The 22,493-nt window shown below is 61.4% G+C and carries 18 protein-coding genes; 9 read left to right on the top strand and 9 right to left on the bottom strand.

Translation table 11 applies throughout. The features are described 5' to 3' along the window. Window positions 1-1,782 (bottom strand): sigma-54-dependent Fis family transcriptional regulator (locus tag EKA13_RS14215; RefSeq protein ID WP_065760043.1); only part of this gene is annotated, 1,782 nt, incomplete at its 3' end. A gap of 556 nt (window positions 1,783-2,338) precedes the next feature. Between EKA13_RS14215 and pchA the strand changes: the two genes are divergently transcribed. The 8 genes from pchA to EKA13_RS14175 all read left to right on the top strand — a co-directional run bounded on the left by pchA (window position 2,339) and on the right by EKA13_RS14175 (window position 10,199). Further along, complete coding sequence (gene pchA, locus EKA13_RS14210; RefSeq protein WP_065760042.1) at window positions 2,339-3,814, top strand: 4-hydroxybenzaldehyde dehydrogenase; 1,476 nt, start codon at window positions 2,339-2,341, stop codon at window positions 3,812-3,814. Window positions 3,815-3,867: 53 nt separating this feature from the next. Next, window positions 3,868-4,203, top strand: a complete 336-nt coding sequence (locus tag EKA13_RS14205; RefSeq protein ID WP_065760041.1) for a c-type cytochrome — start codon at window positions 3,868-3,870, stop codon at window positions 4,201-4,203. A gap of 10 nt (window positions 4,204-4,213) precedes the next feature. After that, window positions 4,214-4,906: a hypothetical protein gene (locus tag EKA13_RS14200; protein WP_065760040.1), complete on the top strand. Its 693-nt coding sequence runs from the start codon at window positions 4,214-4,216 to the stop codon at window positions 4,904-4,906. Window positions 4,907-4,918: 12 nt separating this feature from the next. Then, window positions 4,919-6,487 (top strand): FAD-binding oxidoreductase, encoded by a 1,569-nt coding sequence (locus EKA13_RS14195; RefSeq protein WP_065760039.1) that lies wholly within the window; start codon window positions 4,919-4,921, stop codon window positions 6,485-6,487. Between the two features lie 60 nt (window positions 6,488-6,547). Beyond that, entirely contained in the window at window positions 6,548-6,919 is a 372-nt protein-coding gene (locus EKA13_RS14190) for a c-type cytochrome (RefSeq protein ID WP_065760038.1), read from the top strand. A gap of 244 nt (window positions 6,920-7,163) precedes the next feature. Further along, entirely contained in the window at window positions 7,164-7,580 is a 417-nt protein-coding gene (locus tag EKA13_RS14185) for a c-type cytochrome (RefSeq protein ID WP_342671851.1), read from the top strand. A 244-nt stretch (window positions 7,581-7,824) separates the two neighbouring features. Beyond that, on the top strand, window positions 7,825-8,859 hold the full coding sequence (locus EKA13_RS14180) for a phosphotransferase (RefSeq protein ID WP_065760036.1): 1,035 nt from the start codon (window positions 7,825-7,827) through the stop codon (window positions 8,857-8,859). Next, window positions 8,853-10,199, top strand: coding sequence for an erythromycin esterase family protein (locus EKA13_RS14175; RefSeq protein WP_065760035.1), 1,347 nt, complete (start codon window positions 8,853-8,855; stop codon window positions 10,197-10,199). The genes EKA13_RS14180 and EKA13_RS14175 overlap by 7 nt, the downstream gene beginning before the upstream one ends. A 51-nt stretch (window positions 10,200-10,250) precedes the next feature. On the opposite strand, the gene EKA13_RS14170 is transcribed toward EKA13_RS14175, so the two are convergent. The 8 genes from EKA13_RS14170 to EKA13_RS14135 form a co-directional block, all read right to left on the bottom strand. Beyond that, window positions 10,251-10,928 carry a phosphoribosyltransferase gene (locus tag EKA13_RS14170; RefSeq protein ID WP_065760034.1) on the bottom strand — a complete coding sequence of 226 codons (678 nt, stop codon included), beginning with the start codon at window positions 10,926-10,928 and terminating at the stop codon, window positions 10,251-10,253. A gap of 11 nt (window positions 10,929-10,939) precedes the next feature. Then, window positions 10,940-11,215: an acyl carrier protein gene (locus EKA13_RS14165; protein WP_065760033.1), complete on the bottom strand. Its 276-nt coding sequence runs from the start codon at window positions 11,213-11,215 to the stop codon at window positions 10,940-10,942. 11 nt (window positions 11,216-11,226) lie between these two features. Then, window positions 11,227-12,366 (bottom strand): dihydrolipoamide acetyltransferase family protein, encoded by a 1,140-nt coding sequence (locus EKA13_RS14160; protein WP_065760032.1) that lies wholly within the window; start codon window positions 12,364-12,366, stop codon window positions 11,227-11,229. A gap of 52 nt (window positions 12,367-12,418) precedes the next feature. Then, complete coding sequence (locus tag EKA13_RS14155) at window positions 12,419-13,387, bottom strand: alpha-ketoacid dehydrogenase subunit beta (RefSeq protein ID WP_218060846.1); 969 nt, start codon at window positions 13,385-13,387, stop codon at window positions 12,419-12,421. Between the two features lie 8 nt (window positions 13,388-13,395). Then, entirely contained in the window at window positions 13,396-14,385 is a 990-nt protein-coding gene (gene pdhA / locus EKA13_RS14150) for a pyruvate dehydrogenase (acetyl-transferring) E1 component subunit alpha (RefSeq protein ID WP_065760030.1), read from the bottom strand. After that, window positions 14,382-16,145 (bottom strand): acetate--CoA ligase, encoded by a 1,764-nt coding sequence (gene acsA, locus EKA13_RS14145; RefSeq protein WP_065760029.1) that lies wholly within the window; start codon window positions 16,143-16,145, stop codon window positions 14,382-14,384. Before acsA ends, pdhA begins: the two co-directional genes overlap by 4 nt. 69 nt (window positions 16,146-16,214) lie before the next feature. Beyond that, window positions 16,215-17,831, bottom strand: a complete 1,617-nt coding sequence (gene groL, locus EKA13_RS14140) for a chaperonin GroEL (RefSeq protein WP_065760028.1) — start codon at window positions 17,829-17,831, stop codon at window positions 16,215-16,217. Window positions 17,832-17,959: 128 nt separating this feature from the next. Continuing rightward, the gene (locus EKA13_RS14135; RefSeq protein ID WP_065760027.1) at window positions 17,960-20,242 is read right to left on the bottom strand and encodes a heavy metal translocating P-type ATPase; all 2,283 of its coding nucleotides are present in this window, start codon (window positions 20,240-20,242) and stop codon (window positions 17,960-17,962) included. A gap of 355 nt (window positions 20,243-20,597) precedes the next feature. Between EKA13_RS14135 and ftsH the strand changes: the two genes are divergently transcribed. Then, on the top strand, window positions 20,598-22,424 hold the full coding sequence (gene ftsH, locus EKA13_RS14130) for an ATP-dependent zinc metalloprotease FtsH (protein WP_065760026.1): 1,827 nt from the start codon (window positions 20,598-20,600) through the stop codon (window positions 22,422-22,424). The last annotated feature ends 69 nt before the right edge of the window (window positions 22,425-22,493 follow it).

The raw sequence follows: 22,493 nt of genomic DNA, 5'->3' as shown, positions 1-22,493 counted from the left end.
ATTGCCACCGGAGCGTTCCAGCGCCAGGCGCACCAGGCGCAGTTCGATCTCTTCCAGCGAGGTGCTCAAGACCCGCTGGCGTCCCGAGACAAAGTCCTGCAGGCTCGCCAACGCCGGCTCCTCGGCCGCACCATCGGCGACAGGCTCAACGGCAGCCTCCGAGGCGGGCGATACAGCCTCCTCAGCGGCTCGCGTCGCCGACAGACGCCCCTCGGCAGTCAGGCCGATCGCCGTCGCCATCAGCGGCGCCCCGGCTTCGGTCAGGTGCACAACGTCCATCACCTCGCCGTCACCAGCAGCAATCACACCGCGCTCGATAAGGTTCTGCAGCTCGCGGATATTGCCCGGGAAACGGTAGGTCAGCAGTGCATTGACCAAGCGCGTGCTGAAACCGGCCAACTGACGACCATGACGCTGGCTGAAGATACGCAGGAAGTAGCTCATCAACAGCGGAATATCTTCGCGACGTTCACGCAGCGGCGGCAAGTGAATCGGGAAGACGTTCAGTCGATAGAACAGGTCTTCACGGAAACGTCCGGCTTCGACTTCACGGCGCAAGTCCAGGTTGGTGGCGGCGATCACCCGTACGTCGACCGCGATTGGCGCCGTACCCCCTACCCGCTCGATCTCGCCTTCCTGCAAGGCACGCAGAATCTTGCTCTGCGCACTGAGGCTGAGCGTGGCGATTTCATCAAGGAACAAGGTACCGCCATCAGCCCGCTCGAAACGACCGGGCCGCGAACGGTCAGCCCCGGTGAAGGCCCCGCGCTCGACACCAAACAGCTCGGCCTCCACCAGATTCTCTGGCAGGGTTGCGCAGTTCAAGGCCACCAGTTGCGTGTGGTGCCGCGAACTGGCCTGATGCAGGGTACGTGCAAACAACTCCTTGCCCACGCCAGACTCGCCGGTCAGCAGGACCGTGGCCTGGGTCGGTGCTACGCGTTGCAACAGCTGACTGGCCGCGACAAAGGCAGCGGAAATCCCCACCAGCTGTTTACCCTCAGGCGGTACGTCGAGCTCGGCAAGGGTCGTCTCGGTACCTGAGCTGTAGGCACTGCGGCTCAGGAAGTCACCCGCGTCCAGATACGCCAGGTCGACATCGATATCCTCCCACTGCTCGGCCGGCTTGCCGACGATGCGGCAGGCCTGGTGCCCCATGGCGCGGCACTCCTCCTCGCGAAAGACCACCAGACGCCCGAGCAGCGACGAGGCATAGCCGCTGGCATAGCCGATCTCCATCCAACAGGCCGGTTCGCCACCCAAGCCGTAGACCGCAATGTGTTCGTCGTCCTCCAGGGAGTTGTGCCAGAGGAATTCGGAGTAGAAGTGCCCGGCGCTGGAATCGATCTCGAAACGCACGACCTCGACATTGACCATGCCCTCAAGCATATGCAGGCGCGGCCCGGCGCTGTAGAGGCTGGCGTGATCACCCTCGGGCCATTGCTCGCTGACCTGCGCAGCATCGCGTGCACCGGCTTGCCAGCCGATACGCGTGAGCAAGCCACGCGCCTTGTCAAACCCCAGCGCGTCAATCAGTTCACGGCGAATAGCCCCGAACGCAGAGCCCTGCAGCAGCATCATGCGCTGGCCGCACAGCCAGATGCTGCCATCCTGTGGGGCGAAGGCCACGGTTTCAGCCAGTTGTTCAGCGGAAGGCAAGCCACTGGCACCGAACTGACTGGCCCGATCAACGATCAGGCGCTTCTGTCGACCGAGTAACTGCTTGAGAAAATCCTCATCCGCAGGACGGCCGGTCTTGCTGGTTGTTGTTGTACGAGTCATAGGCAATCAACAGAAGGCAGATAAGTAGCCTTTCAGTATGCCCAGCCCCCCCGTCGGGTCAATCGGCAGGCAGACGACTAGCCCCCCCTTCAGGCACTTTCGTCCGATAACCGCACAATTTCTCTTCATTCAGCGCACTGCCGAGCTTTCGACAGCTTGCGACTTCTCTGCATAAATTTCCGCACCTGCCGCTTCAAACCCTCCTGCCCGCGACGTCCTGTCGCGCCTGAAAATTCTCGCAAGACACTGTTTTAAAAGGGAAAAATTAATTTTAAGCCGCGTGGCACGATAATTGTTAGTCACAGGTCACGTGCACATCGATAAAAAAAATACAGGTGACCCCGACATGACCACTGCCCACTTCGCGCTTGACACCCGCTGCACCTTGCCGGTGTGGCTAATCTCCTTGTGCGACCTCCCGGACAGCGCCCTCGGTGCCCTCCATCAGCTTCAAGGCTGAACCGTAACCCTGCGTACCACGACCAGCCGGAAGCCTTCGGCCAGCGGCGCTCAAGCCGCTGATGGATGACCTTTCGGTTCTATAAGAGAGAACATCATGACCGCTACTCGCCCTGCCTATCAGAACCTTGACTTGCAGCCGCTCGCCGGAGAATGGCGTGCCGGCAGCGCCGGTCGCTCGCTGGAAGTGTTCGACCCCTTCACCCAACAGCGTTTGCTGGACATTCCCCTGGCCAATCGTGAAGACCTTGACGCGGCCTACTGCAAGGCACGCGAAACCCAGGCCGAGTGGGCAAGCAAAGGGCCCGCCGCGCGCGCCCAGGTGCTGCTCAATGCGGTGAAAATTTTCGACGAGCGTCGCGAAGAAATCATCGACTGGATCATCCGGGAGTCCGGCAGTACCCGCATCAAGGCACAGATCGAGTGGGGCGCCGCCCGTGCCATCACCCTGGAGTCGGCCAGCCTGCCGAGCCGCGTACACGGGCGCATCATTGCGTCGAACATCCCGGGCAAGGAAAGCCGCGTCTACCGCATGCCACTGGGCGTGATCGGTGTCATCAGCCCGTGGAACTTCCCCCTGCACCTGACCGCCCGCTCACTGGCACCCGCCCTGGCCCTGGGCAACGCTGTGGTGGTCAAACCGGCCAGCGATACCCCGGTCACCGGCGGCCTGCTGCTGGCGCGTATTTTCGAAGAAGCTGGCCTGCCAGCTGGCGTACTCAGCGTGGTCGTGGGCTCCGGCGCGGAAATCGGCGATGCCTTTGTCGAGCACCCGGTACCGGCGTTCATCTCGTTCACCGGCTCCACTCAAGTTGGGCGCAACATCGGCCGCATTGCCGGCGGCGGCGAACACCTCAAGCACGTTGCCCTCGAGCTGGGCGGCAATAGCCCGTTCGTGGTCCTGGCCGACGCTGATGTCGAGCAGGCCGTCAATGCCGCCGTGGTGGGCAAGTTCCTGCACCAGGGGCAGATCTGCATGGCGATCAACCGCATCATCGTCGAACAGCCACTGCTGGAAGCCTTCACCCGCCGCTTCGTCGAGCGCGTCAAAGCCCTGCCCTACGGCGACCCGAGCAAGGCCGAGACCGTGGTCGGCCCGGTGATCAACGCCAAGCAACTGGCCGGCCTGCAGGAGAAGATCAACACGGCCATCGCCGAGGGCGCCACGCTGCTGGTCGGCGCGCAAGCCCAGGGCAATGTAATGCCACCGCATGTGTTCGGCGACGTGACCGCCGACATGGAGATCGCCCGGGAAGAGATCTTTGGCCCACTGGTCGGCATTCAGTCTGCCCGTGATGCCGAGCATGCCCTGGAGCTGGCCAACCGCAGCGAGTACGGCCTGTCCAGCGCGGTGTTCACCTCCAGCCTGGAGCGCGGCGTGCAGTTCGCCCAGCGTATTCATGCCGGCATGACCCACGTCAACGACATCCCGGTCAATGACGAACCCAACGCACCGTTCGGTGGTGAGAAGAATTCCGGCCTTGGCCGCTTCAATGGCGACTGGGCCATTGAAGAGTTCACCACTGATCACTGGATCACCCTGCAACACGCCCCTCGTCCGTATCCATTCTGATCCGGTCCAAGGCTCCCATGAACCAACCTACCAATAAAAAAATGGAGTACGAAATGTCATCACTCCTCAACAGCTCAGCTGTGAAACGGACTTTCGCGGCTTGCTTCGCCCTGCCTTTTGTCGTGCTTGCCGGTAATGCCGCCGCCGATGGTGATGGCGTCTGGAAAGGCGGAGAAAACGTCTACGCCAAGGTTTGCGGCCACTGCCATGAAAACAAGGTCGGCCCGGTGATCAAGGGTCGCCAACTGCCACCGGCGTACATCACCGCCGTGGTGCGCAACGGCTTCCGCGCCATGCCGGCCTTCCCCGCTTCGTTCATCGACGACAACTCGCTGCAACAGGTCGCCGACTACATTTCCAAAGCGTCTGCGCCAGCGGCCAAACCTTAAGGAGCGCGTCATGAACGTCGAACGTCGTTTCCTGCTCAAGGGTATGGCCCTGGGCGGCCTGGCCGGTGTTGCCATGGGCAGTTCCAGCCTGGCCATGGCCAACACCATGCTCGGCGGCCAGGCCCGGCCGGCGCTGCCAACCCTGGCCTTGGTCAGTGGCAATGTCGCTGAGTCGGCCTTCCTCCAGGGGATCAACGCCAGCCCAGCCGCCAGGCAGGTCAGTGTGCAGCGCACCGACCTCAGCCTGGACTTCATCCTCGGCCTGGAAAAGCGCCTGCGCAGTGGCCAGCCGCAACGCATCATTGGCCTGGTCGACGATGCCAGCGCCGCGCTGATCGTAGACCTGGCGCGCAGCACAGGTGCCCGGGTGCAATGGCTGGGCCAGCACAACGCAACGGCCACCGCCTCGCAGCACCGCCTGCTCAGCGCCCAAGCGGCCAGCGGCTGCGCCCCGCAGCTGGGCCTGCAGTTGAACGCCTGTGGCACCGGGTTCAGCCTCAGCGAGCAGCGCCTGCATGGCAACAAAGCCCCCCTGCAGATGGGCGCCGCCAGCCGTAACCGCGCCGGTTCCGAGCAATGGGCCGCCACGCTCGGCTACGCCCTGGCAGTAATGGGCAGCGCCGACAGCGGACAGGCACCCCTGGTGGCCAGCCGCCCATCGCCGTTGACCGGCAATTTCGTTTCGTTCTCGATCGAAGCTTGAAGGAGCTAACAGATGACTGAGCAAACCAACAACACCCTGCTCCCGCGCGGCGTCGATGCTGCCAACTTCCAACAAGCCATCGCCAAGTTCCGTAAGCTGCTGGGCGAGGACAATGTTCTGGTCAAGGACGATCAACTGATCCCCTACACCAAGATCATGATGGCCGTGGACAACGCCGAACACACGCCATCCGCCGCCGTCACCGCCACCACCGTCGAGCAGGTGCAAGGCGTGGTGAAGATCTGCAACGAACACAAGATTCCGGTATGGACCATCTCCACCGGCCGTAACTTCGGCTACGGTTCGGCGGCGCCAGGCCAACGCGGCCAGGTGATCCTCGACCTGAAGAAGATGAACAAGATCCTGCATGTCGACCCAGAGCTGTGTACGGCACTGGTCGAACCGGGTGTGACCTACCAGCAGTTGTACGACTACCTGCAGGAAAACAACCTGCCGCTCATGCTGTCGTTCTCCGCGCCGTCGGCCATCGCCGGCCCGCTGGGCAATACCATGGACCGTGGCGTGGGCTACACCCCCTACGGTGAGCACTTCCTGATGCAATGCGGCATGGAAGTGGTACTGGCCAACGGTGACGTCTACCGTACCGGCATGGGCGGCGTTAAGGGCGACAAGGCCTGGCAGGTGTTCAAATGGGGCTACGGCCCAACCCTGGACGGCATGTTCACCCAGGCCAACTATGGTATCTGCACCAAGATGGGTTTCTGGCTGATGCCAAAACCACCGGTGTTCAAGCCGTTCGAGATCAAGTTCGAGAACGAGTCGGACATCGCTGAGATCGTCGAATTCATCCGCCCCCTGCGTATTGCCCAGGTCATCCCGAACTCGGTGGTCATCGCCGGCGTACTCTGGGAAGCCTCCACCTGCAACACCCGCCGTGCCGACTACACCACTGAGCCGGGTGCGACCTCCGACGCGATCCTCAAGCAGATCCAGAAAGACAAGAACCTCGGTGCCTGGAACGTGTACGCCGCGCTCTACGGCACTCAGGAACAGGTCGATGTGAACTGGAAGATCGTCACCGGCGCCCTGAAACAACTGGGCAAAGGCCGCATCGTCACCCAGGAAGAAGCCGGTGACACCCAGCCGTTCAAGTACCGCGCGCAATTGATGTCGGGTGTGCCAAACCTGCAGGAATTCGGCCTGTACAACTGGCGTGGCGGCGGTGGTTCGATGTGGTTCGCCCCGGTGAGCCAGGCCCGTGGCAGCGAGTGCAACAAGCAGCAGGCGCTGGCCAAGAAGATCCTCAACAAGCATGGCCTGGACTATGTCGGCGAGTTCATCGTCGGCTGGCGCGACATGCACCACGTCATCGACGTGTTGTACGACCGCACCAACCCGGAAGAGACCAAGCGCGCTAACGCCTGCTTCGCCGAACTGCTGGATGTGTTCGAGAGCGAAGGTTACGCCGTGTACCGCGTCAACACCGCCTTCCAGGAGCGTGTGGCGCAGAGCTACGGCCCGGTGAAGCGCAAGGTTGAGCATGCACTCAAGCGTGCCCTGGACCCGAACAACATTCTGGCGCCAGGCAAGTCGGGCATCGACCTCGCCAACCCGTTCTGATTGCTCTTGATGCCCCGCCGGCACCTCTCGGCGGGGCGGTTTTTACCGCTAGGAAATACCATGAACTACGCGCAACTGTTCGCTGCCAGTGCCTTGCTGCTGGCTGCCCCTCTGGCCCTGGCTCAGGGCGACGCCGCCCAGGGCAAAACCCTGTTCACCGCCCAGTGCGGCTTCTGTCACAGCCCCGAAGCGGGCAAGAATCTCATGGGCCCAAGCCTGCATGGCGTGTTCGGCCGTGCCAGTGCCCAAGCACCCGCCTTCAGCTACTCTGCCGCACTGCAAGGCGCCAAGCTGCAGTGGAATGAAGCCAACCTGGACAAATGGCTGAGCAGCCCTGCCACCCTGCTGCCGGGCAACATGATGATGTTCCCCGGCCAGGCAGACGCGCAGAGCCGCCAACACCTGATCGCTTACCTGAAAACCTTGAAGTAAGCGCATTCAGGGCCACCAGGGTGACCATCACCGCAGCGTTTGCGTAAGTTCTGCCGTCGGCGCGCGCATCGACAGTACGACCTTTTGCCCATGGTGGCGTCGGCACTGCAAACGCACACTGCCTTCAGCTGATGGATCAGCGACCCGTCGCAGAGAGCCCGCCTTACGCGGGCTTTTTGTCGTCTGGACTATCAGTAGACGACACCGGCGCAGCACACGCTCAGACCCCGCTATCCAGTCTGCTATGCTCCATAAGCAACACTTAGCGGTCATTACGGTGTTGGCGCACAACACAATATGTGCCTCGCATCTGGAGTCGTGTATGAGAAGTGCTTGCTATGCCCTCACAGTAGTCTTCGCGTGCTCTGCCGCCGTGGCTGCTACACCCGATGGTGAAGCGCTTTACCATGAGAATTGCAGCGTCTGCCATGGTGCCGGAGGCATGGGCGGATCAGCACCCAAATTGGCAGGTGACTCCAGCGAATGGAGGCGTGCGTTGTTCGAACGAGCCGTACTCGGCGGAACAGACGATCATGGTAAGCCGCTGAAAGCTCCTATGCCGCACTGGCAGGGCAGCAGTTTTAAATCGGATAACGGTGTAGCACCGAATAAAGCCGAGATAGATGCCATACAGCACTATCTGCACCAGCAGAAGAAGTAATATGGCGCGACGTTGCCAAGCGCAACGGTCTCTATCTGGCGAGTCATGAACCATCATGCTACACGGTACTGCCTGAGGGATTCTGCCAGGGAGGAAGACGTTCCCAGGGTGCATTAATACCTACAGTCCGAAAACTCAAATGACCAGTAGACAGCACCGAGTCCACCTTTCTGACAAATGTCAAAAGGCCCGGACCTGTCTTGGATAGAGTAGTTGCAACGGCTACCTACCCATCGAGACGACCATGAGCAGCTCGCAGGACGAGGTCATCGCCTTTCTCTCATGCCCCGGCAACTACCCAGGGCCTGAGCAGCCGGTCATCTGCATAGAGAGCCACGGTTCCAGAGTGTTTCTCCACGCGGATCGAGCCTACAAGCTCAAGCTCGCAGTGGCTTATGCTGCGCTGGATTTCCTGACCCTGGAACGCCGCGAGCAGGCCTGCCGGGCTGAGTTGCGACTCAACAGCCGGACAGCCCCAGACCTGTATTTGCGCCTATGCCCGATCACACGCCAATCAGATGGCCAACTGGCATTCGACGGTGACGGCCAGGTCGTGGATTGGCTGGTGGTCATGCGGCGCTTTCCTCAGGAAGCGCTGTTCGACCGCATGGCCGTTGAGGGTCGACTGAGCGAGCCGCTGATCACTGAACTGGGAGCGGAGATTGCACGGTTTCATGCCAGCGCCGAGGTTACCCCGGTCTTCGGTCGCGTGGATGACCTGGCCTGGGAAGTTGAAAAAAACCATCGGGAAATGTGCCGCTATCCGCAGCTCTTGGCGATGGACGCGGTCAACGACCTCTACAGTGCCAGCCGTTCGACACTCGACGGCTTGACCCAATGCCTGGAACAGCGCCGACGCGAGGGACGGGTGCGGCGTTGTCATGGCGACCTGCGCCTGGCCAACATCTGTTTGTACAACGGGCACCCGACGTTATTCGACGGTATTGAGTTCAGCGAGCGAATCGCCTGTATCGACAGGCTCTACGACGTGGCATTCGTGTTAATGGACCTGGACCATCATGGCCTGCACCCTCTGGCGGTGTGCCTGTTGAACAGCTATCTACAACACGGTGACATGAACGAAGACTGCCGCCCCTTGGCATTCTTTCTTTCATTAAGGGCCGCGACTCGCAGTTTTTCCCTCGCCAACGGCTCAGTGCGCCAGCAGGACTGCGCCTTGCAGCAACTGAAAGCCGATAAAGCCCGGCAATTGCTGCGTCAGGCACAGGGCTACCTGAATGACGAAAGCCCACGTCCGGGAGTACCCACAGCATGTTGAAGAAACCCTATGCCTACCGCGCCAACAGCGCCCAGGCCGCTATTACGCCGTTGCTACGCCATTACGCTGAACCGTTGCCAGCGCTGGAGACAGAAGCCTTCGGCGCGCTGTTTGACCGCTACGCCGATGCGCGGGTGGTCATGATCGGCGAAGCCAGTCATGGCACCTCGGACTTCTATCGGGCCCGTGCGGCGATTACTCAACGGCTGATAACCCAGCACGGCTTCAACATCATTGCCGTCGAAGCAGACTGGCCAGATGCCAGCCACGTTGACCGCTATGTGCGCGGGCTGGCACCAACGGCCTGGAAGCGCCATATCTTCAGCCGCTTTCCTACCTGGATGTGGCGCAATACCGAGGTGAAAACCTTTGCCCACTGGCTACACCAGTACAACCACTCGATGGCCCCGGAGCGGCGTGTCGAGTTCCGTGGGCTGGATGTCTACAGCTTGCGCAACTCCATTCGGGAGGTGCTGCACTATCTGGAGGGTGTCGACCCGCTGCTGGCCCATGAAGCGCGGCAACGCTACGGCTGTCTGACCCCTTGGCAGGATGATCCGACCCTGTATGGTCACTTTGTCGAACGTGCAGGTGTAATGCCCTGTGAGCAAGCGGTGGTCGAGCAACTGAACGTCATGTTGGCCAAGCAGTTGGCCGGGCTGGTAAAGGACGATGAAGCCTTTTTCGATGCCCGGCAGAATGCCCAAGTCATCCGGGCGGCGGAACAGTACTACCGCGCCATCTATCGTGGTTCGAGCGCCTCCTGGAACCTGCGCGACCGGCATATGTTCGACACCTTGCAGGCGCTGCTCGAACATCGGGGTGCTGAAGCCAAAGCCGTGGTGTGGGCGCACAACTCCCATATCGGCAATGCAAGTGCCACGGAGATGGGCTGGAAGGGACAATTCAACATTGGCCAACTGTGCCGCAGCGCCTATGGTCGGGACGTGGTGCTGATCGGCATGAGCACCGATCAGGGTCAGGTAGCGGCGGCCGATGATTGGGATGGCGACATGCACATCAAGGATGTGCGCCCCTCACGTGCCGATAGCTGGGAACAGCAATTTCTCAAGGCCGGCGTGGCCCGCTCATTGACCGACTGGCGTGATCCACAACGAGAGGATCTGCGCGACACGCTGTCGATGTCGCTGCTGGAACGGGCCATAGGTGTCATCTACCGCCCGCAGAGTGAACGCGAAAGCCACTATTTTCAGGCAGTACTGGCCGACCAATTCGACGCAATGGTGTGGTTTGAAAAGACGCTTCCGGTCACAGCGTTGCCACTGCCGAAGTCCCAGAAGCTGGAACCGGAAGACGAGACCTATCCGTTTGGCGTGTAGGGGTCACGCAGCCGCTTCAACAGCGGCTTGCTCCCCATAAAACGGTGCCATTCACACCCCAGATTCACGCTGCCAGGCACGCTGCAGCAGGTCGATGACCTCGCCGTCCGATGTCTGGGAAAAGTCCAGGTACCATTGCCCGATCGACACCAGCCACTCAGGCGTGAGCGGGCACACCAGCTCGGTCACTTCACTGCGCAAGGCCTCGGCAGAGTCCAGTGCCGCCACAGGCACGGCAACGACAATGTGCGCCGGGTTGTGTCGCCGTACGGCATGTATCGCAGCCATCATTGTGGCCCCGGTGGCCAGCCCGTCATCGACCAGAATCACCACCTGATCCTTGAGGTTCAAGGGCTGTCGCCCTGCCCGGTAGGCGTGCTCGCGGCGTGATAACTCACGGGTTTCCCGTTCGACCACGGCGTCGAGGGTAATCTGATCGATGTGATTGGCTCGCAACACATCCTCATTGACGATTTGTATACCGCCACTGGCAATGGCGCCCATGGCGTATTCCTCATGGGAGGGCACGCCCAGCTTGCGGACCAGCATCACGTCCAGGCGAACCTCAAGAGCGGTGGCGATTTCGTAGGCAACCGGAACACCACCGCGTGGCAGGCCGAGAACAATCACATCATCCCGTTGTGCGTATTTCAGCAACGGCTCCACCAGGCTTCGGCCGGCAGCCGTTCTGTCACGCAAGGTCATTTGCAGCGAAGGACTAGGGTTCATCTGACACCTTCCTAAGGGCTTATCAAGGGCGGATCCGCGCTCGTCGTGCCCTTTTGCAACAAATAGTCAACGAGCGTATCCAGGGTTTGTACCTGCTGGTAATCGGCTTCGGGAATGACGATGCCGACGCGCTTGTTCAAGGCTTCGATAAAGCGAAGCCAATCCATGGAGTCCAGATCAACCTCTTCGCGCAGTGACCGGTCGCTGCGCAGGTGCTCGACCTCCAGCTCTGGCGCGATGCCTTTCAAGGCGTTCAGAACCTCACTGCTGATCAATTGTCGATCCATGTGTGCATGCCTCAAAGGTTCTCGGGTTGTTGTAGCAAATGACCAAGTTCAACGAGAAACCGCGCGCCATAGTGGCCGTCGCTGACCCGATGATCGGCAGACAGGCTACTGACGACGGTGGGCATCACGCAGAGTTGCCCCTCACGCACCCAGGGCCGCTCACTGATCCGCCCGAAGCCGACCAGCGCCACCTGGGGCGGGTAGATCACGCCAATGACGGTGTCCACCCCCTGATCGCCAAGCAGCGTCACCGTCAGGCCCGCACCGCTGAGCTCGGAGCTGCGCAAGGAGCCACTGCGCGTACGCTCCACCAGGCTGGCCAGTTCACTCATCAACTGGGGCAATGACTTGTCAGCGACATCGTGCAAGACCGGCGCAAGCAGCCCGCCCTGGCGCAGCGAGATCGCCACCCCAAGGTCACTGCCGGTTGCAGGCTCGAAGGTATTCGTGTCGCGCCAGAAGCCATTGAGCCGGGGGTACGTGCGCAGGGCCAGGGCCACAGCTTTTAGCAGCAGTACGCTGGGCAACAAGCGCTCTTGCAACGGACAGTGCGCATTGTGTGCCTGCAGCCAGGTCATGGCCTGGCCCAGTTCAAGGGTCTCGCACAGGTAGTAGTGTGGAATCTCTCGCTTGGAACGGCTCATGGCCATGGCGATGGTTTGACGCATGGCCTGGTTCCGGTCCGGTGGCGTCGCAGCACGAGCGGCCGCTTCGACATCGTCCAGCGTGATCACACCGTGCGGTCCGCTACCGCCAAGCAGCGTGACATCCAGGCCAAGCTCGGCCGCGCGCTTGCGGGCCACCGGGGAAATCCGTGGTCGGCCGGCGACGGCTTTGGGCGTTTCAACCCGTCCATGGCCGCTGCCAGTGGCGGTGCTACCGGTGGCGTTGACTGGCGCGCTTTGTGCCTGCTCACCTGGCGCCAGCAACAGCGCGATCGGTGTGCCGACCGGTACCTTGGTGCCAACCTCAATCAACAATTGCGCGACCGTAGCGTCATGCCAACACTCAACCTCTACGGCGGCCTTGGCTGTGTCGACAACGGCAATCACCTGACCTCGCTTGACCACTTCACCCGGCTGAACCTTCCACTCCAACAAGGTGCCTTCATCCATGTCGGCACCGAGTGACGGCAGATTGAACTCGATCATGGTGTGCGCCCCCGGCCCTGCCTGCGCACGCGACACGTTGCGCTATGCATGTTCACGTCCCTCGACACAGTTCATGGGCGGCGGCGACGATTGTCGCGACTTGTGGCAGCGAGGCTTCTTCGAGGTGCCGGGCATAGGGAATCGGTACCTCGGCACTGCACACCCTTGAGGGTGGCGCATCCAGCTCGAAAAAAGCCTGTTCGACGATCCGTGTAATGATTTCGGCTGCCAGGCTGCCACTGCGCCAGCCCTCATCGACAACCAGCGCGCGATGGGTCTTGCCGACGGAAGACATGAGGGTGGCATCATCCAGAGGACGCAGCACGCGCAGGTCGATGACCTCGCAATCAATGCCCTCCCCGGCCAGCTGCTCGGCTGCCTTCAGTGCTTTGCCGAGCGTGCCGCCATAGGCAATCAGGGTCAGGTCCTTGCCTGTTCGGCGGACCTTTGCGCTGCCGATATCCACGTGTTGCCAATCACCTGGCTCACCTTCGAGGTTGTAGAGTTGAGCATGCTCGAAGATCAGCACCGGATCCGGGTCCTGCAGCGCTGGCCAGAGCATGCCGCGCGCATCCTCGACGGTCGCTGGCGCAAGAATTTTCAAGCCTGGGATATGGGCGTACCAGCCTTCCAGGCTGTGTGAATGCTGTGCGGCCAGTTGGCGCCCGGCACCCGTCGCCATACGCACCACCAGCGGCACGGAAAACTGCCCACCGGACATATGCCTCAAGGCCGCCGCCGTGTTCATCAGCGGGTCCAGGGCGAGCAAACTGAAGTTGACCGTCATGATCTCGACGATCGGGCGCATGCCGCCAAGCGCCGCGCCAATACCGGCGCCCACGAACCCCAGCTCGGACAAGGGCGTGTCGCGAATGCGTTCGGGGCCGAACGCCTCAAGCAACCCCTTGGAGACGGCATAGCTGCCACCGTAGCGCCCTACGTCCTCACCCATCAAGAACACCCGGGAATCCTTTTGCAACGCGTCGCGCAAGGCCTCGCGCAGGGCTTCGCGGTAGGTCATGGACGGGCTCATGGCGCAGCCTGCGGGGTATGCACATCGCGGTACAGATCCTCTAGCGGCTCCAGGCTCCCGGCCTCGGCATCGGCAATCGCGGCCTCCACTTGCGCCTCCACCTGGGCCGCGATCGCGAGAAAACCAGCTTCGTCAACCACGCCCTGCGCCTTGAGCCATGCGCTGTAGGTGTGAATCGGGCCACGTGCCTTCCATTGCTCCACTTCTGCCTTGTCGCGGTACAACTCCGGGTCGAACATGGAATGCGCGCGAAACCGATAGGTCTGAAACGCCAGGAAGTAAGGACCACGCCCTGCCCGAACATGCTCAAGGGCTGCGCTCGTGGCTTGATGCACGGCAATCACGTCCATGCCATCCACCGACTGAGTCGCGACCTTATAGGCCGCAGCCTTGGCGCAGAGGTCGGTTTGTGATTGTGAGCGCGACAACGCGGTCCCCATGGCATAGAGGTTGTTTTCACAACAAAACAGCACGGGCAGTTGCCAGAGTGCCGCCAAATTCATTGACTCGTGAAATGCGCCCTCTGCCATCGCCCCTTCACCGAAGAAACACACCGAGACATCGGTCTTTCCCTGCATGCGGTCGGCCAGGGCCAGGCCGACGGCCAGCGGCAAACCACCCGCGACGATCGCGTTGCCGCCGTAGAAACGGGTCTTGGCATCGAACAGGTGCATCGAGCCGCCGCGACCGCGAGAGCATCCCTCCTGATGCCCATACATCTCGGCGAAAATCGCCTGCATCGGCACCCCTTTGAGCAACGCGTGACCATGCTCACGGTAGGTCGAGACCACCGCATCGTGGGCGCCAAGTGCATGCATGACGCCAACAGCCACCGCCTCTTCACCGATGTAAAGGTGCAGGAAACCGCGAATTTTTCCTTCGCCATAGAGTTCGGCGGCGCGCTCCTCGAAACGGCGGATACGCAGCATGTCACGGAGCAAGGCAAGCAGCACATCGTCTGCATAGGGCAACGGCTGCGTGCTCATGACGGGTTCTCCAGGCTGGAGGTGTCACCTTCGGGCAAGCCCAGTTCCCTTGCCTTGAGCAGGCGTCGCATGAGTTTCCCGCTGCGGGTGTGTGGCAGTTGCGCGACGAACTCCAGCTCCTTGGGCGCGACCACCGCGCCCAGTCGCTTACGCCCGTGACCAAGCAACTCGTCATGCAATTGCGGGCTGGCTGTGAAGCCGCTTTTGAGGGAGACAAAGGCCTTCACGGTTTCACCCAACAAAGGGTCGGGCTTGCCGATCACCGCCGCCTCCGCCACGGCCGGGTGCTCCATGAGCGAGCTCTCGACTTCGAACGGGCCGATCAGGTGTCCGGCCGACTTGATCACATCGTCGCTACGGCCAATGAACCAGTAATAGCCATCAGCATCCCGACGCACCAGGTCACCGCTCAGGTACCAGTCACCGACAAAACACTGACGGTAACGCGCTTCCTGTCCGAGATAGGCACGAAACATCGCCGGCCACGGCTGTTTCAGGGCCAACTCGCCGACCTCTTCATCTGCCAGGAAGCACAAGGTGCCATCTGCATTGAGCGAGACAATCGCGGCGTCCACGCCCGGCAGCGGCTTGCCCATGGAGCCGGGCTTGATGTCCATCGACACGGTGTTGGCAATCATGATGCCGCCCGTTTCGGTCTGCCACCAATTATCATGGATCGGCAGGCCCAACACTTCCTTGCCCCACCAGACCGCCTCTGGGTTAAGCGGCTCGCCAACGCTGGCAATGAACCGCAAACAGTCAAAATGATGGTTGTGCGCCAGTGCTGCGCCGGCTTTCATCAGTAAACGGATCGCCGTCGGTGCCGTGTACCAGACCGTAATCCGCTGGGCTTCAAGCATGCAGTACCAGCGCTCGGCGTCGAACTCGTTGCTGTCGACCACGCTGGTCACCCCCAGCAACAGGGGCGCGAAAATGCCATAGGAGGTACCCGTGACCCAGCCAGGATCGGCGCTGCACCAATAGATATCATCAGGGTGCAGATCCAACGCGTACTTGCCCGTGACCCGGTGAGTCAACGCCGCGCCATGAACATGCAGCACCCCCTTGGGCGTGCCCGTCGTGCCACTGGTGAAGTGCAAAAGCGCAGGGCTGTCAGGGGTAGTCTGGGCAACCGGGAACTGCTCATCGGCCTCGTCCAGCAACGGCTGCAAGCGGAGTGTGCCGGCCAACGGCTCGATCTCGGCGCCCTGTTCGTCATAGAGCAGCACGTGCCGGAGCGCGGGCAAGCGCTCACGAATGGCCGCGACCTTACGTCGATAGAGCGCTTCAGTGGTCAACAGCACGCGACCCTCGCCAAGGCGCAGGCGCGTTTCGATCGGCTCGGGACCAAATGCACAGAACAGTGGCGACACCACGCAACCAAGCTTCAAGCCGCCAAGCACGCCGAGGTACAACTCCAGCCCGCGGTTGCACAGCATGAACACGCGCTCACCCGGCTGCACACCCAAGCGGTTCAGCAGGCTGGCAAAACGATTGCTCAGCAGGCTCAGTTGGGCATAGCTGATGTCTCGGCAACCGCCGTTACGTTCAACCAGCCGCAATGCCGTATGCTCCCGGCGCTCGCCCAGCGCATGCCGGTCAACGGCCTCAAAGGCGAGGTTCAACCCTCTGCCCGGCAATCCGGCCAACTCGGCTGCTTGCGCCTGCCAGGAAAACCTTTCCCGGGCTTGCCTGCTGTCGAGCCAATTCGGTGTCACCGGGCACTCGCCCATGGTTTTGGTGATAAGCGTCGGATGCATGATTGACCTCTTGAGTGCCCTGCCCGGTTAACGCAAAGCCCCATACTGAGCGACAGGTGCGGGGGCCTGTCACTCAGGGAGCTGCATGGACGGTGAGGGTTCTTTTTCCGGGATATCGGTCATGGTGGCTTCGGTCAACAGCAGGATGCTGGCCACTGACACCGCGTTTTCCAAGGCGATGCGCACCACCTTTGTCGGGTCGATGATGCCGGCCTCAAACATGTCCACGTAGCGATTGCTGGAGGCATCAAAGCCAATGTTGGCAGGCTCTGCGAGCATGCGCGCGACGACGACCCCGGCATCTACCGCAGAGTTTTCCGCAATCACCCTCGCCGGTGCCTCCAAAGCCCGGCGCAGAATCTGCAGGCCCGTCTTGAAGTCCCCTTCACTGGTCGCTTCCTCGGCCGCAATCACTGGAATAGCCTTGAGCAGCGCCAGCCCACCGCCAGGGACGATGCCCTCGGCAATGGCCGCACGCGTCGCTGAAATGGCATCATCCAGGGCATCCTTGCGGACTTTCATCTCGGCTTCGGAAGGTGCGCCTACACGGATCACCGCAACACCGCCCGACAGCCTGGCCAGACGCTCCTGAAGTTTCTCGCGATCATAGTCGCTGGTGGTGCTCTCCATTTGCTGACGCAGGTGTTGCAGCCGCGCCTCAATCGCCTCACGCGTACCCGCGCCGCCAATCAGTGCCGTGCTGTCCTTCTGTACAACGACACGATGCGCTTGCCCCAACTGGCTCAATTCGACCTGTTCCAATTCAATGCCCAGCTCGCTGGAAATCACCGTTCCACCGGTCAGGACAGCAATGTCCTGGAGCATCTCCTTGCGTCGGTCACCAAACCCCGGGGCCTTGATCGCCACTGCGCGCAATACGCCGCGAATCTGGTTGACGACCAGCGTGGTCAGGGCTTCACCCTCGATGTCGTCGGCAATCAGCACCAGCGGCTGGCCACTTTTAGCAACCTTCTCAAGCAATGGCAGCAGGTCTTTCAGAAGGCCGATCTTGTGGTCACAGAGCAGCAGGTAAGCCTCATCGAGTTCCACCTGCATTTTCTCGGTATCGGTCACAAAATACGGCGAGACATAACCACGGTCGAAGCGCATGCCCTCCATGACTTCGACCATGGTTTCGGTGGTCTTGGACTCTTCGACGCTGACGACGCCCTCAATACCGACCTTTTCCAGGGCATCCGCCACCCATTGACCGATGCTGGCATCGTTATGAGCCGAAAGTGTGGCCACCTGGGCCTTCTCTTTGAAGGAGCTCACCGGACGCGACTGGTCAAGCAGCGACTGCATCACCAGCGCCAACCCACGGTCCAGGCCGCGCTTGAGGTCAATGGCACTGGCGCCCGCGACGACGTTGCGTATGCCATCGGCGAGGATCGCATGGGCCAGCAAGGTCGAGGTGCTGGTGCCATCCCCCACTGCATCGCCCGTACGCTCGGCCGCCTGACGCAGCATCTGCGCACCGAGGTTCTCCTCGGGGTCCTGCAAATCGACCCGTTTGGCAATGGTCACACCGTCATTGCAGACGATGGGGTTGCCCCATTTGCTCTGGATCAGCACCGATTTCGATTTGGGCCCGAGGGTCACGCGAACCGCATCTGCCAATTGCGCCGCACCGCAGAGGATCTTCTCCCGCGCAGCGGAACGGAAGAGAATTTTTGTGTGAGCCATCAGCCTGCACTCCGGGGTAGTTCAGCCACCGACCTGTACTGACAGCCTCCATGAATGCCCCCGGGCAGCCTTGACTTTTATCAAAAAAGCCCACATTTCCAGACGCTCCCGGATGTGTGGCAGGCAACTCAGGCACTGTCCCTGAACGCGTGATAAAGCTCCTCTTCCTGAGCAAAGTGCATACGCAAAATCGCATCCAGGCCGTACAAGAGCCGCTGGATTTCCTGCAGGTAGGCGGGGTCGGGCCCTTCTGCCGGCAGATCCTGTGCAATGTGTGCAAGCCGCCGGGTAATACGAAAAATCTCGCGGTGTGTATTGTTCATCGCCGCCATCGGGTCATCACCCCCTGTCAGGATGGCAATGCGTGGGTACAGCTCAGTGTCGTCCTGGCGCTCGTGAGGCACTAGCTGATTCAGTAAACGCTCGTTCAACGCAGCAAGTTCAGCTGCCGCGACCGGGCCGGACAGGCTGTTAAGGCGGTCGGCCAGGGACCTGACACTCTCCAGCACGGGCTTGAGCTGTTGGTGCTCAACCTGCAACTGTGCCCACTGCTCGCTCGACAACACGCCCGCTGGGCGTGCCGCCCCCACCTGGCGAGCACGCAACGCACTGAGGATCGCGAGCAAATCGATCACCTCCTGCAACAGGGCGCCTGCGACAGGCGGTAGATAGCCGAACGCTGCAACGATCATCGCCACCAGTGTCAGCCCCATGCCGACACCAACGCTCTGAACCGCGATGCGGCGCGTTCGACGTGCCACGATCAGTGCTTCCGCCAGGCGATCCAGACGGTCCACCAGCAACACCACATCCGCCGCCTCGGACGAGGCGTCTGCGCCGCGTACGCCCATGGAGACACCGATGTCGGCCGCCGCCAGCGCCGGGGCATCGTTCACGCCGTCGCCCACCATGATGACCACACCATCGCGGCGCGCCGTCTGGATAGCAGCGAGCTTGTCGCCAGGCGTTTGCTCGGCAAGGACCTCGCTCACACCGAGTACGGCGCCGATCGACTCGGCAACGTTTTGCCGGTCGCCGGTCAGCATCACGAAGCGCTCTATCCCTGCTCTGCGCAACAGGCGCAGGGCTCTCGGTGTTTCCAGCCGAATCTCGTCGGTCAGGTGCAGCGCCCCGAGCATCACGCCCTCAACCCCGACAAACACCCCACATGCGCCGTCGTACCTCAGGCTTTGAAGAAACAACTGGCTCCAGGCTGCCGGCGCAGTGGAGCGCATCACATAGGCAAAGCTACCGACGCTTACTGCCTTGCCATCAACCCGTCCAGACACCCCCGCCCCCGGTTCCTCGGCCACTTGCGTCGGAACTGAAAGCACAAGGCCGCGCTCACGTGCCGCAGCCACTACCGCAGCGGCAATCACGTGGTTGGAGGCCTGCTCCAGGGACGCTGCAAGGCGCAGTATCTCCTCGGCAGCGGTGTCTGGCTCACACTGAATGGCAACGAGGCGCGCATTGCCCCCCGTCAGGGTACCGGTCTTGTCGAAAAACAGGATGTTGGCCTGAGCGAGCCGCTCCAGCGCACCGCCTCCTTTCACCAGCACCCCTCTGCGCGCGCAGCGGGACACGCCGGAAACGATCGCCACCGGCACCGCCAGAATCAGTGGGCACGGCGTTGCGACGACCAATACCGCCAGCAGCCGAATCGGGTCGCCGGTAAAAAACCAGGCCGCGCCTGCCACGGCCAGCGTCAGCGGTACGAACAACAGGGCATAACGGTCCGCCAGCCGGGTGACCGGGCTACGCGTTGCTTGTGCCGCGGCAACCAGCCGGACGATCCCGGCAAACGTGCTATCGGAAGCACTGGCGCTCGCCATCATGTCAAACGCCGCACCGGCATTGATGGCCCCACTGCGCACGGTGTCGCCGGATAGCCGCCGAGCAGGCAAGGACTCCCCGGTCAAGGTGGACTCGTCCAGCTCTGCCGTGCCGCTCAAGGTACCGTCAACCGGTACCACTTCACCGCTGCGCACCAACAATCTGTCGCCCGGCACCACCTGATCAAGGCTGACTTGCCGCAACTGACCGTCTTCATAACGGTTAGCCAAGCGTGGGGCTCGGTTCAGCAATGCCGTCATTTCACGGCGAGCCTGCGCTTGGGCGTAATCCTCCAGCGCGCGACCGCTGGCCACCATCAGGCCAATGACCGCTGCCGTGAAGACTTCGTCCAGCCCCAGCGCCAGGCCTATCGACAGCAAGGCCAGCACATCAACCCCGGCTTGACGACGCAACAGGGTTTTGACGATATCAATGACAAGCCCCAGCAGGACCGGCAACACCCCCGCCAGCCACAGCCCATGCGCCAGTGCAACTTGCGCGTTCAGGTAGAGCAACCCGCCGGCCAACAACGTGATAGCGGACACTATCAACAGGGCCCGATAGGGCAATTGCGACATGAACGGCACAGTGGTCACGTCACGATTGCAACCGTGGACGAACTGGCGCCGTGTCGCTCAGCGACGCCAGGCGCAGATGATAAAAGCTGTCGGCGCTCGCATACCGTTGAATCGACTTCAAGGGTGCCCCCAGTGCGACATGCCCCGCTTGTTCAACCAGGGCAATCAATGTTGGGCATTCGGCCCAAAAGGGTTGATGCAACAGATCAAGCGTAGGCGAGATGTTCCTGCATAGCCAAACTGCTCCGCCAGCTACGCTTTGTTCTATGGTTGAAGCATCGAAACCTTAAAGGAAGTGGGCCATGCCATCACTTGAACCCGTCCGCGGCTGCGCGGTTCATGACGAGCCGCAACCATGAAGAACTTTCGCTGGGAATTTGCATTCTTTGCATTCGCCTTTATCGCGCTGGTCATACTGCAGTTCATGCAGTCCAATCGGAATCCGGTAGAACCCATTCCTTACAGCCAGTTCCTCCAACTGTTGGAGGCCCATAAAGTCACGGACCTGAAGATCGAGCGGGAGCAGATTTCCGGCACACTGGAAGAACCGATCAACGGCCATAAGCAGTTTTCAACGGTACGGGTCGACCCCGCCTTGGCCACTGAGCTCAGTGCGTCCGGAGCCGATATCCGCTTTACAGGCATACCGGAAAGCTCCTTTGGCAGCCAGTTACTGGGCTGGCTCATGCCACTGATGTTGTTGCTGTTTGGCTGGAACCTGATCATGCGCTCGATGGCAGGAAAACAAGGCATGGGCGGCCTGATGGGGGTCGGGAAATCCAGGGCAAAAATCTTCGTCCAGCAAGAGACGGGCGTGACCTTCGCGGATGTGGCGGGGATTGACGAGGCCAAGGCCGAGCTGGTCGAAATCGTCTCCTTCCTGAAAGACAAGGCCAAGTACGCTCGCCTGGGTGCCCACATCCCAAAAGGTATCCTGTTGGTCGGGCCTCCAGGCACCGGCAAGACCTTGGTCGCCAAGGCCGTGGCCGGTGAAGCGGGTGTACCGTTCTTTTCCATTTCCGGCTCGGAGTTCGTCGAGATGTTCGTGGGCGTGGGCGCGGCCAGGGTGCGCGACCTCTTCGAGCAGGCCCGTGCTGCCGCGCCCTGCATCATCTTTATCGATGAACTGGATGCCTTGGGGAAAATGCGCGGGGTCGGTGCCTTTGGTGGCAACGATGAAAAAGAGCAGACACTCAATCAGTTGCTGGCCGAACTGGACGGCTTCGATCCGCGTGAAGGGGTGGTCTTGCTGGCAGCAACCAACCGCCCCGAAATCCTCGACCCGGCACTGATGCGCGCCGGTCGCTTCGACCGGCAGATCATCATTGACCGGCCTGACCGCAAAGGCCGTAGCGAGATTCTCAAGGTCCACCTGAAGAACGTCACGGTTGACCCATCGATCAATAGCGAACGTATCGCCGACATCACCACGGGCTTTACCGGTGCAGACCTGGCGAACCTGGTCAACGAAGCGGCGATCGTCGCAACCCGACGCGGCGCCCAGACCGTGACGCTGGATGACTTCACTGCCGCAGTGGAACGAATCGTTGCCGGCGTAGAGCGCAAAAGCAGCTTGCTGCTGCCGCAGGAGCGCCAGGTGGTTGCCTATCACGAAATGGGCCACGCCTTGGCCGCAGCAACGCTGCCTGGCATGGACCCGGTGCATAAGGTCTCCATCGTACCCCGTGCGGTCGGCGCCCTGGGCTACACCCTGCAACGTCCAAACGCCGATCACTTCCTGGTCAGTTGCCAAACGCTGAAAGACCGTATGGTCGTGCTCATGGCCGGGCGTGCTGCCGAATTCAACGTCTATGGCCAAATCTCCACCGGGGCCGCCGACGACCTCGCCAAGGCCACCGACATCGCCCGGCAGTTGGTTACCCGTTTTGGCATGAGTGAAACCCTCGGCCAGGCCGTGCTGGAGCGGCGCACCGCAAGTTACCTGGGAGAAAACCTGCTGGCCGCACGCGACAAGGACTATTCGGAACATACCGCGCGCGAGATCGACCTGGCGATCAGAGCGCTGCTTGAGGATGCCTACAGTCGAGCCAAGGCGTTGCTTGAACAGCGCCGGACCGATCTGGATACCGGCGCAAGACTGCTATTGGAGAAAGAAACCCTGACCCCTGAGGAATTCCCGGCATTGGTGTCCGTGAGCACAGTGCAAAACTTTTGCAACTGAACGGTGCCGCTCGTGCCTCAGGACTCAAGCAAGCGCAGGTTAACCGCGACGTCGTCGATAATGACAATG

Source organism: Pseudomonas defluvii (assembly GCF_001695625.1).
Lineage (GTDB): Bacteria > Pseudomonadota > Gammaproteobacteria > Pseudomonadales > Pseudomonadaceae > Aquipseudomonas > Aquipseudomonas defluvii.
The sequence above is the reverse complement of the archived record's forward strand: the minus strand, read 5'-3'. Positions and strand labels throughout refer to the sequence as shown.

What these genes read in the sequence shown, in the direction of transcription:
- pchA (WP_065760042.1), top strand. Translation starts at nt 2,339, where the DNA reads ATGACCGCTACTCGCCCTGCCTATCAGAACCTTGACTTGCAGCCGCTC.
- EKA13_RS14205 (WP_065760041.1), top strand. Translation starts at nt 3,868, where the DNA reads ATGTCATCACTCCTCAACAGCTCAGCTGTGAAACGGACTTTCGCGGCT.
- EKA13_RS14200 (WP_065760040.1), top strand. Translation starts at nt 4,214, where the DNA reads ATGAACGTCGAACGTCGTTTCCTGCTCAAGGGTATGGCCCTGGGCGGC.
- EKA13_RS14195 (WP_065760039.1), top strand. Translation starts at nt 4,919, where the DNA reads ATGACTGAGCAAACCAACAACACCCTGCTCCCGCGCGGCGTCGATGCT.
- EKA13_RS14190 (WP_065760038.1), top strand. Translation starts at nt 6,548, where the DNA reads ATGAACTACGCGCAACTGTTCGCTGCCAGTGCCTTGCTGCTGGCTGCC.
- EKA13_RS14185 (WP_342671851.1), top strand. Translation starts at nt 7,164, where the DNA reads ATGCTCCATAAGCAACACTTAGCGGTCATTACGGTGTTGGCGCACAAC.
- EKA13_RS14180 (WP_065760036.1), top strand. Translation starts at nt 7,825, where the DNA reads ATGAGCAGCTCGCAGGACGAGGTCATCGCCTTTCTCTCATGCCCCGGC.
- EKA13_RS14175 (WP_065760035.1), top strand. Translation starts at nt 8,853, where the DNA reads ATGTTGAAGAAACCCTATGCCTACCGCGCCAACAGCGCCCAGGCCGCT.
- EKA13_RS14170 (WP_065760034.1), bottom strand. Translation starts at nt 10,928, where the DNA reads ATGAACCCTAGTCCTTCGCTGCAAATGACCTTGCGTGACAGAACGGCT.
- EKA13_RS14165 (WP_065760033.1), bottom strand. Translation starts at nt 11,215, where the DNA reads ATGGATCGACAATTGATCAGCAGTGAGGTTCTGAACGCCTTGAAAGGC.
- EKA13_RS14160 (WP_065760032.1), bottom strand. Translation starts at nt 12,366, where the DNA reads ATGATCGAGTTCAATCTGCCGTCACTCGGTGCCGACATGGATGAAGGC.
- EKA13_RS14155 (WP_218060846.1), bottom strand. Translation starts at nt 13,387, where the DNA reads ATGACCTACCGCGAAGCCCTGCGCGAGGCCTTGCGCGACGCGTTGCAA.
- pdhA (WP_065760030.1), bottom strand. Translation starts at nt 14,385, where the DNA reads ATGAGCACGCAGCCGTTGCCCTATGCAGACGATGTGCTGCTTGCCTTG.
- acsA (WP_065760029.1), bottom strand. Translation starts at nt 16,145, where the DNA reads ATGCATCCGACGCTTATCACCAAAACCATGGGCGAGTGCCCGGTGACA.
- groL (WP_065760028.1), bottom strand. Translation starts at nt 17,831, where the DNA reads ATGGCTCACACAAAAATTCTCTTCCGTTCCGCTGCGCGGGAGAAGATC.
- EKA13_RS14135 (WP_065760027.1), bottom strand. Translation starts at nt 20,242, where the DNA reads ATGTCGCAATTGCCCTATCGGGCCCTGTTGATAGTGTCCGCTATCACG.
- ftsH (WP_065760026.1), top strand. Translation starts at nt 20,598, where the DNA reads ATGAAGAACTTTCGCTGGGAATTTGCATTCTTTGCATTCGCCTTTATC.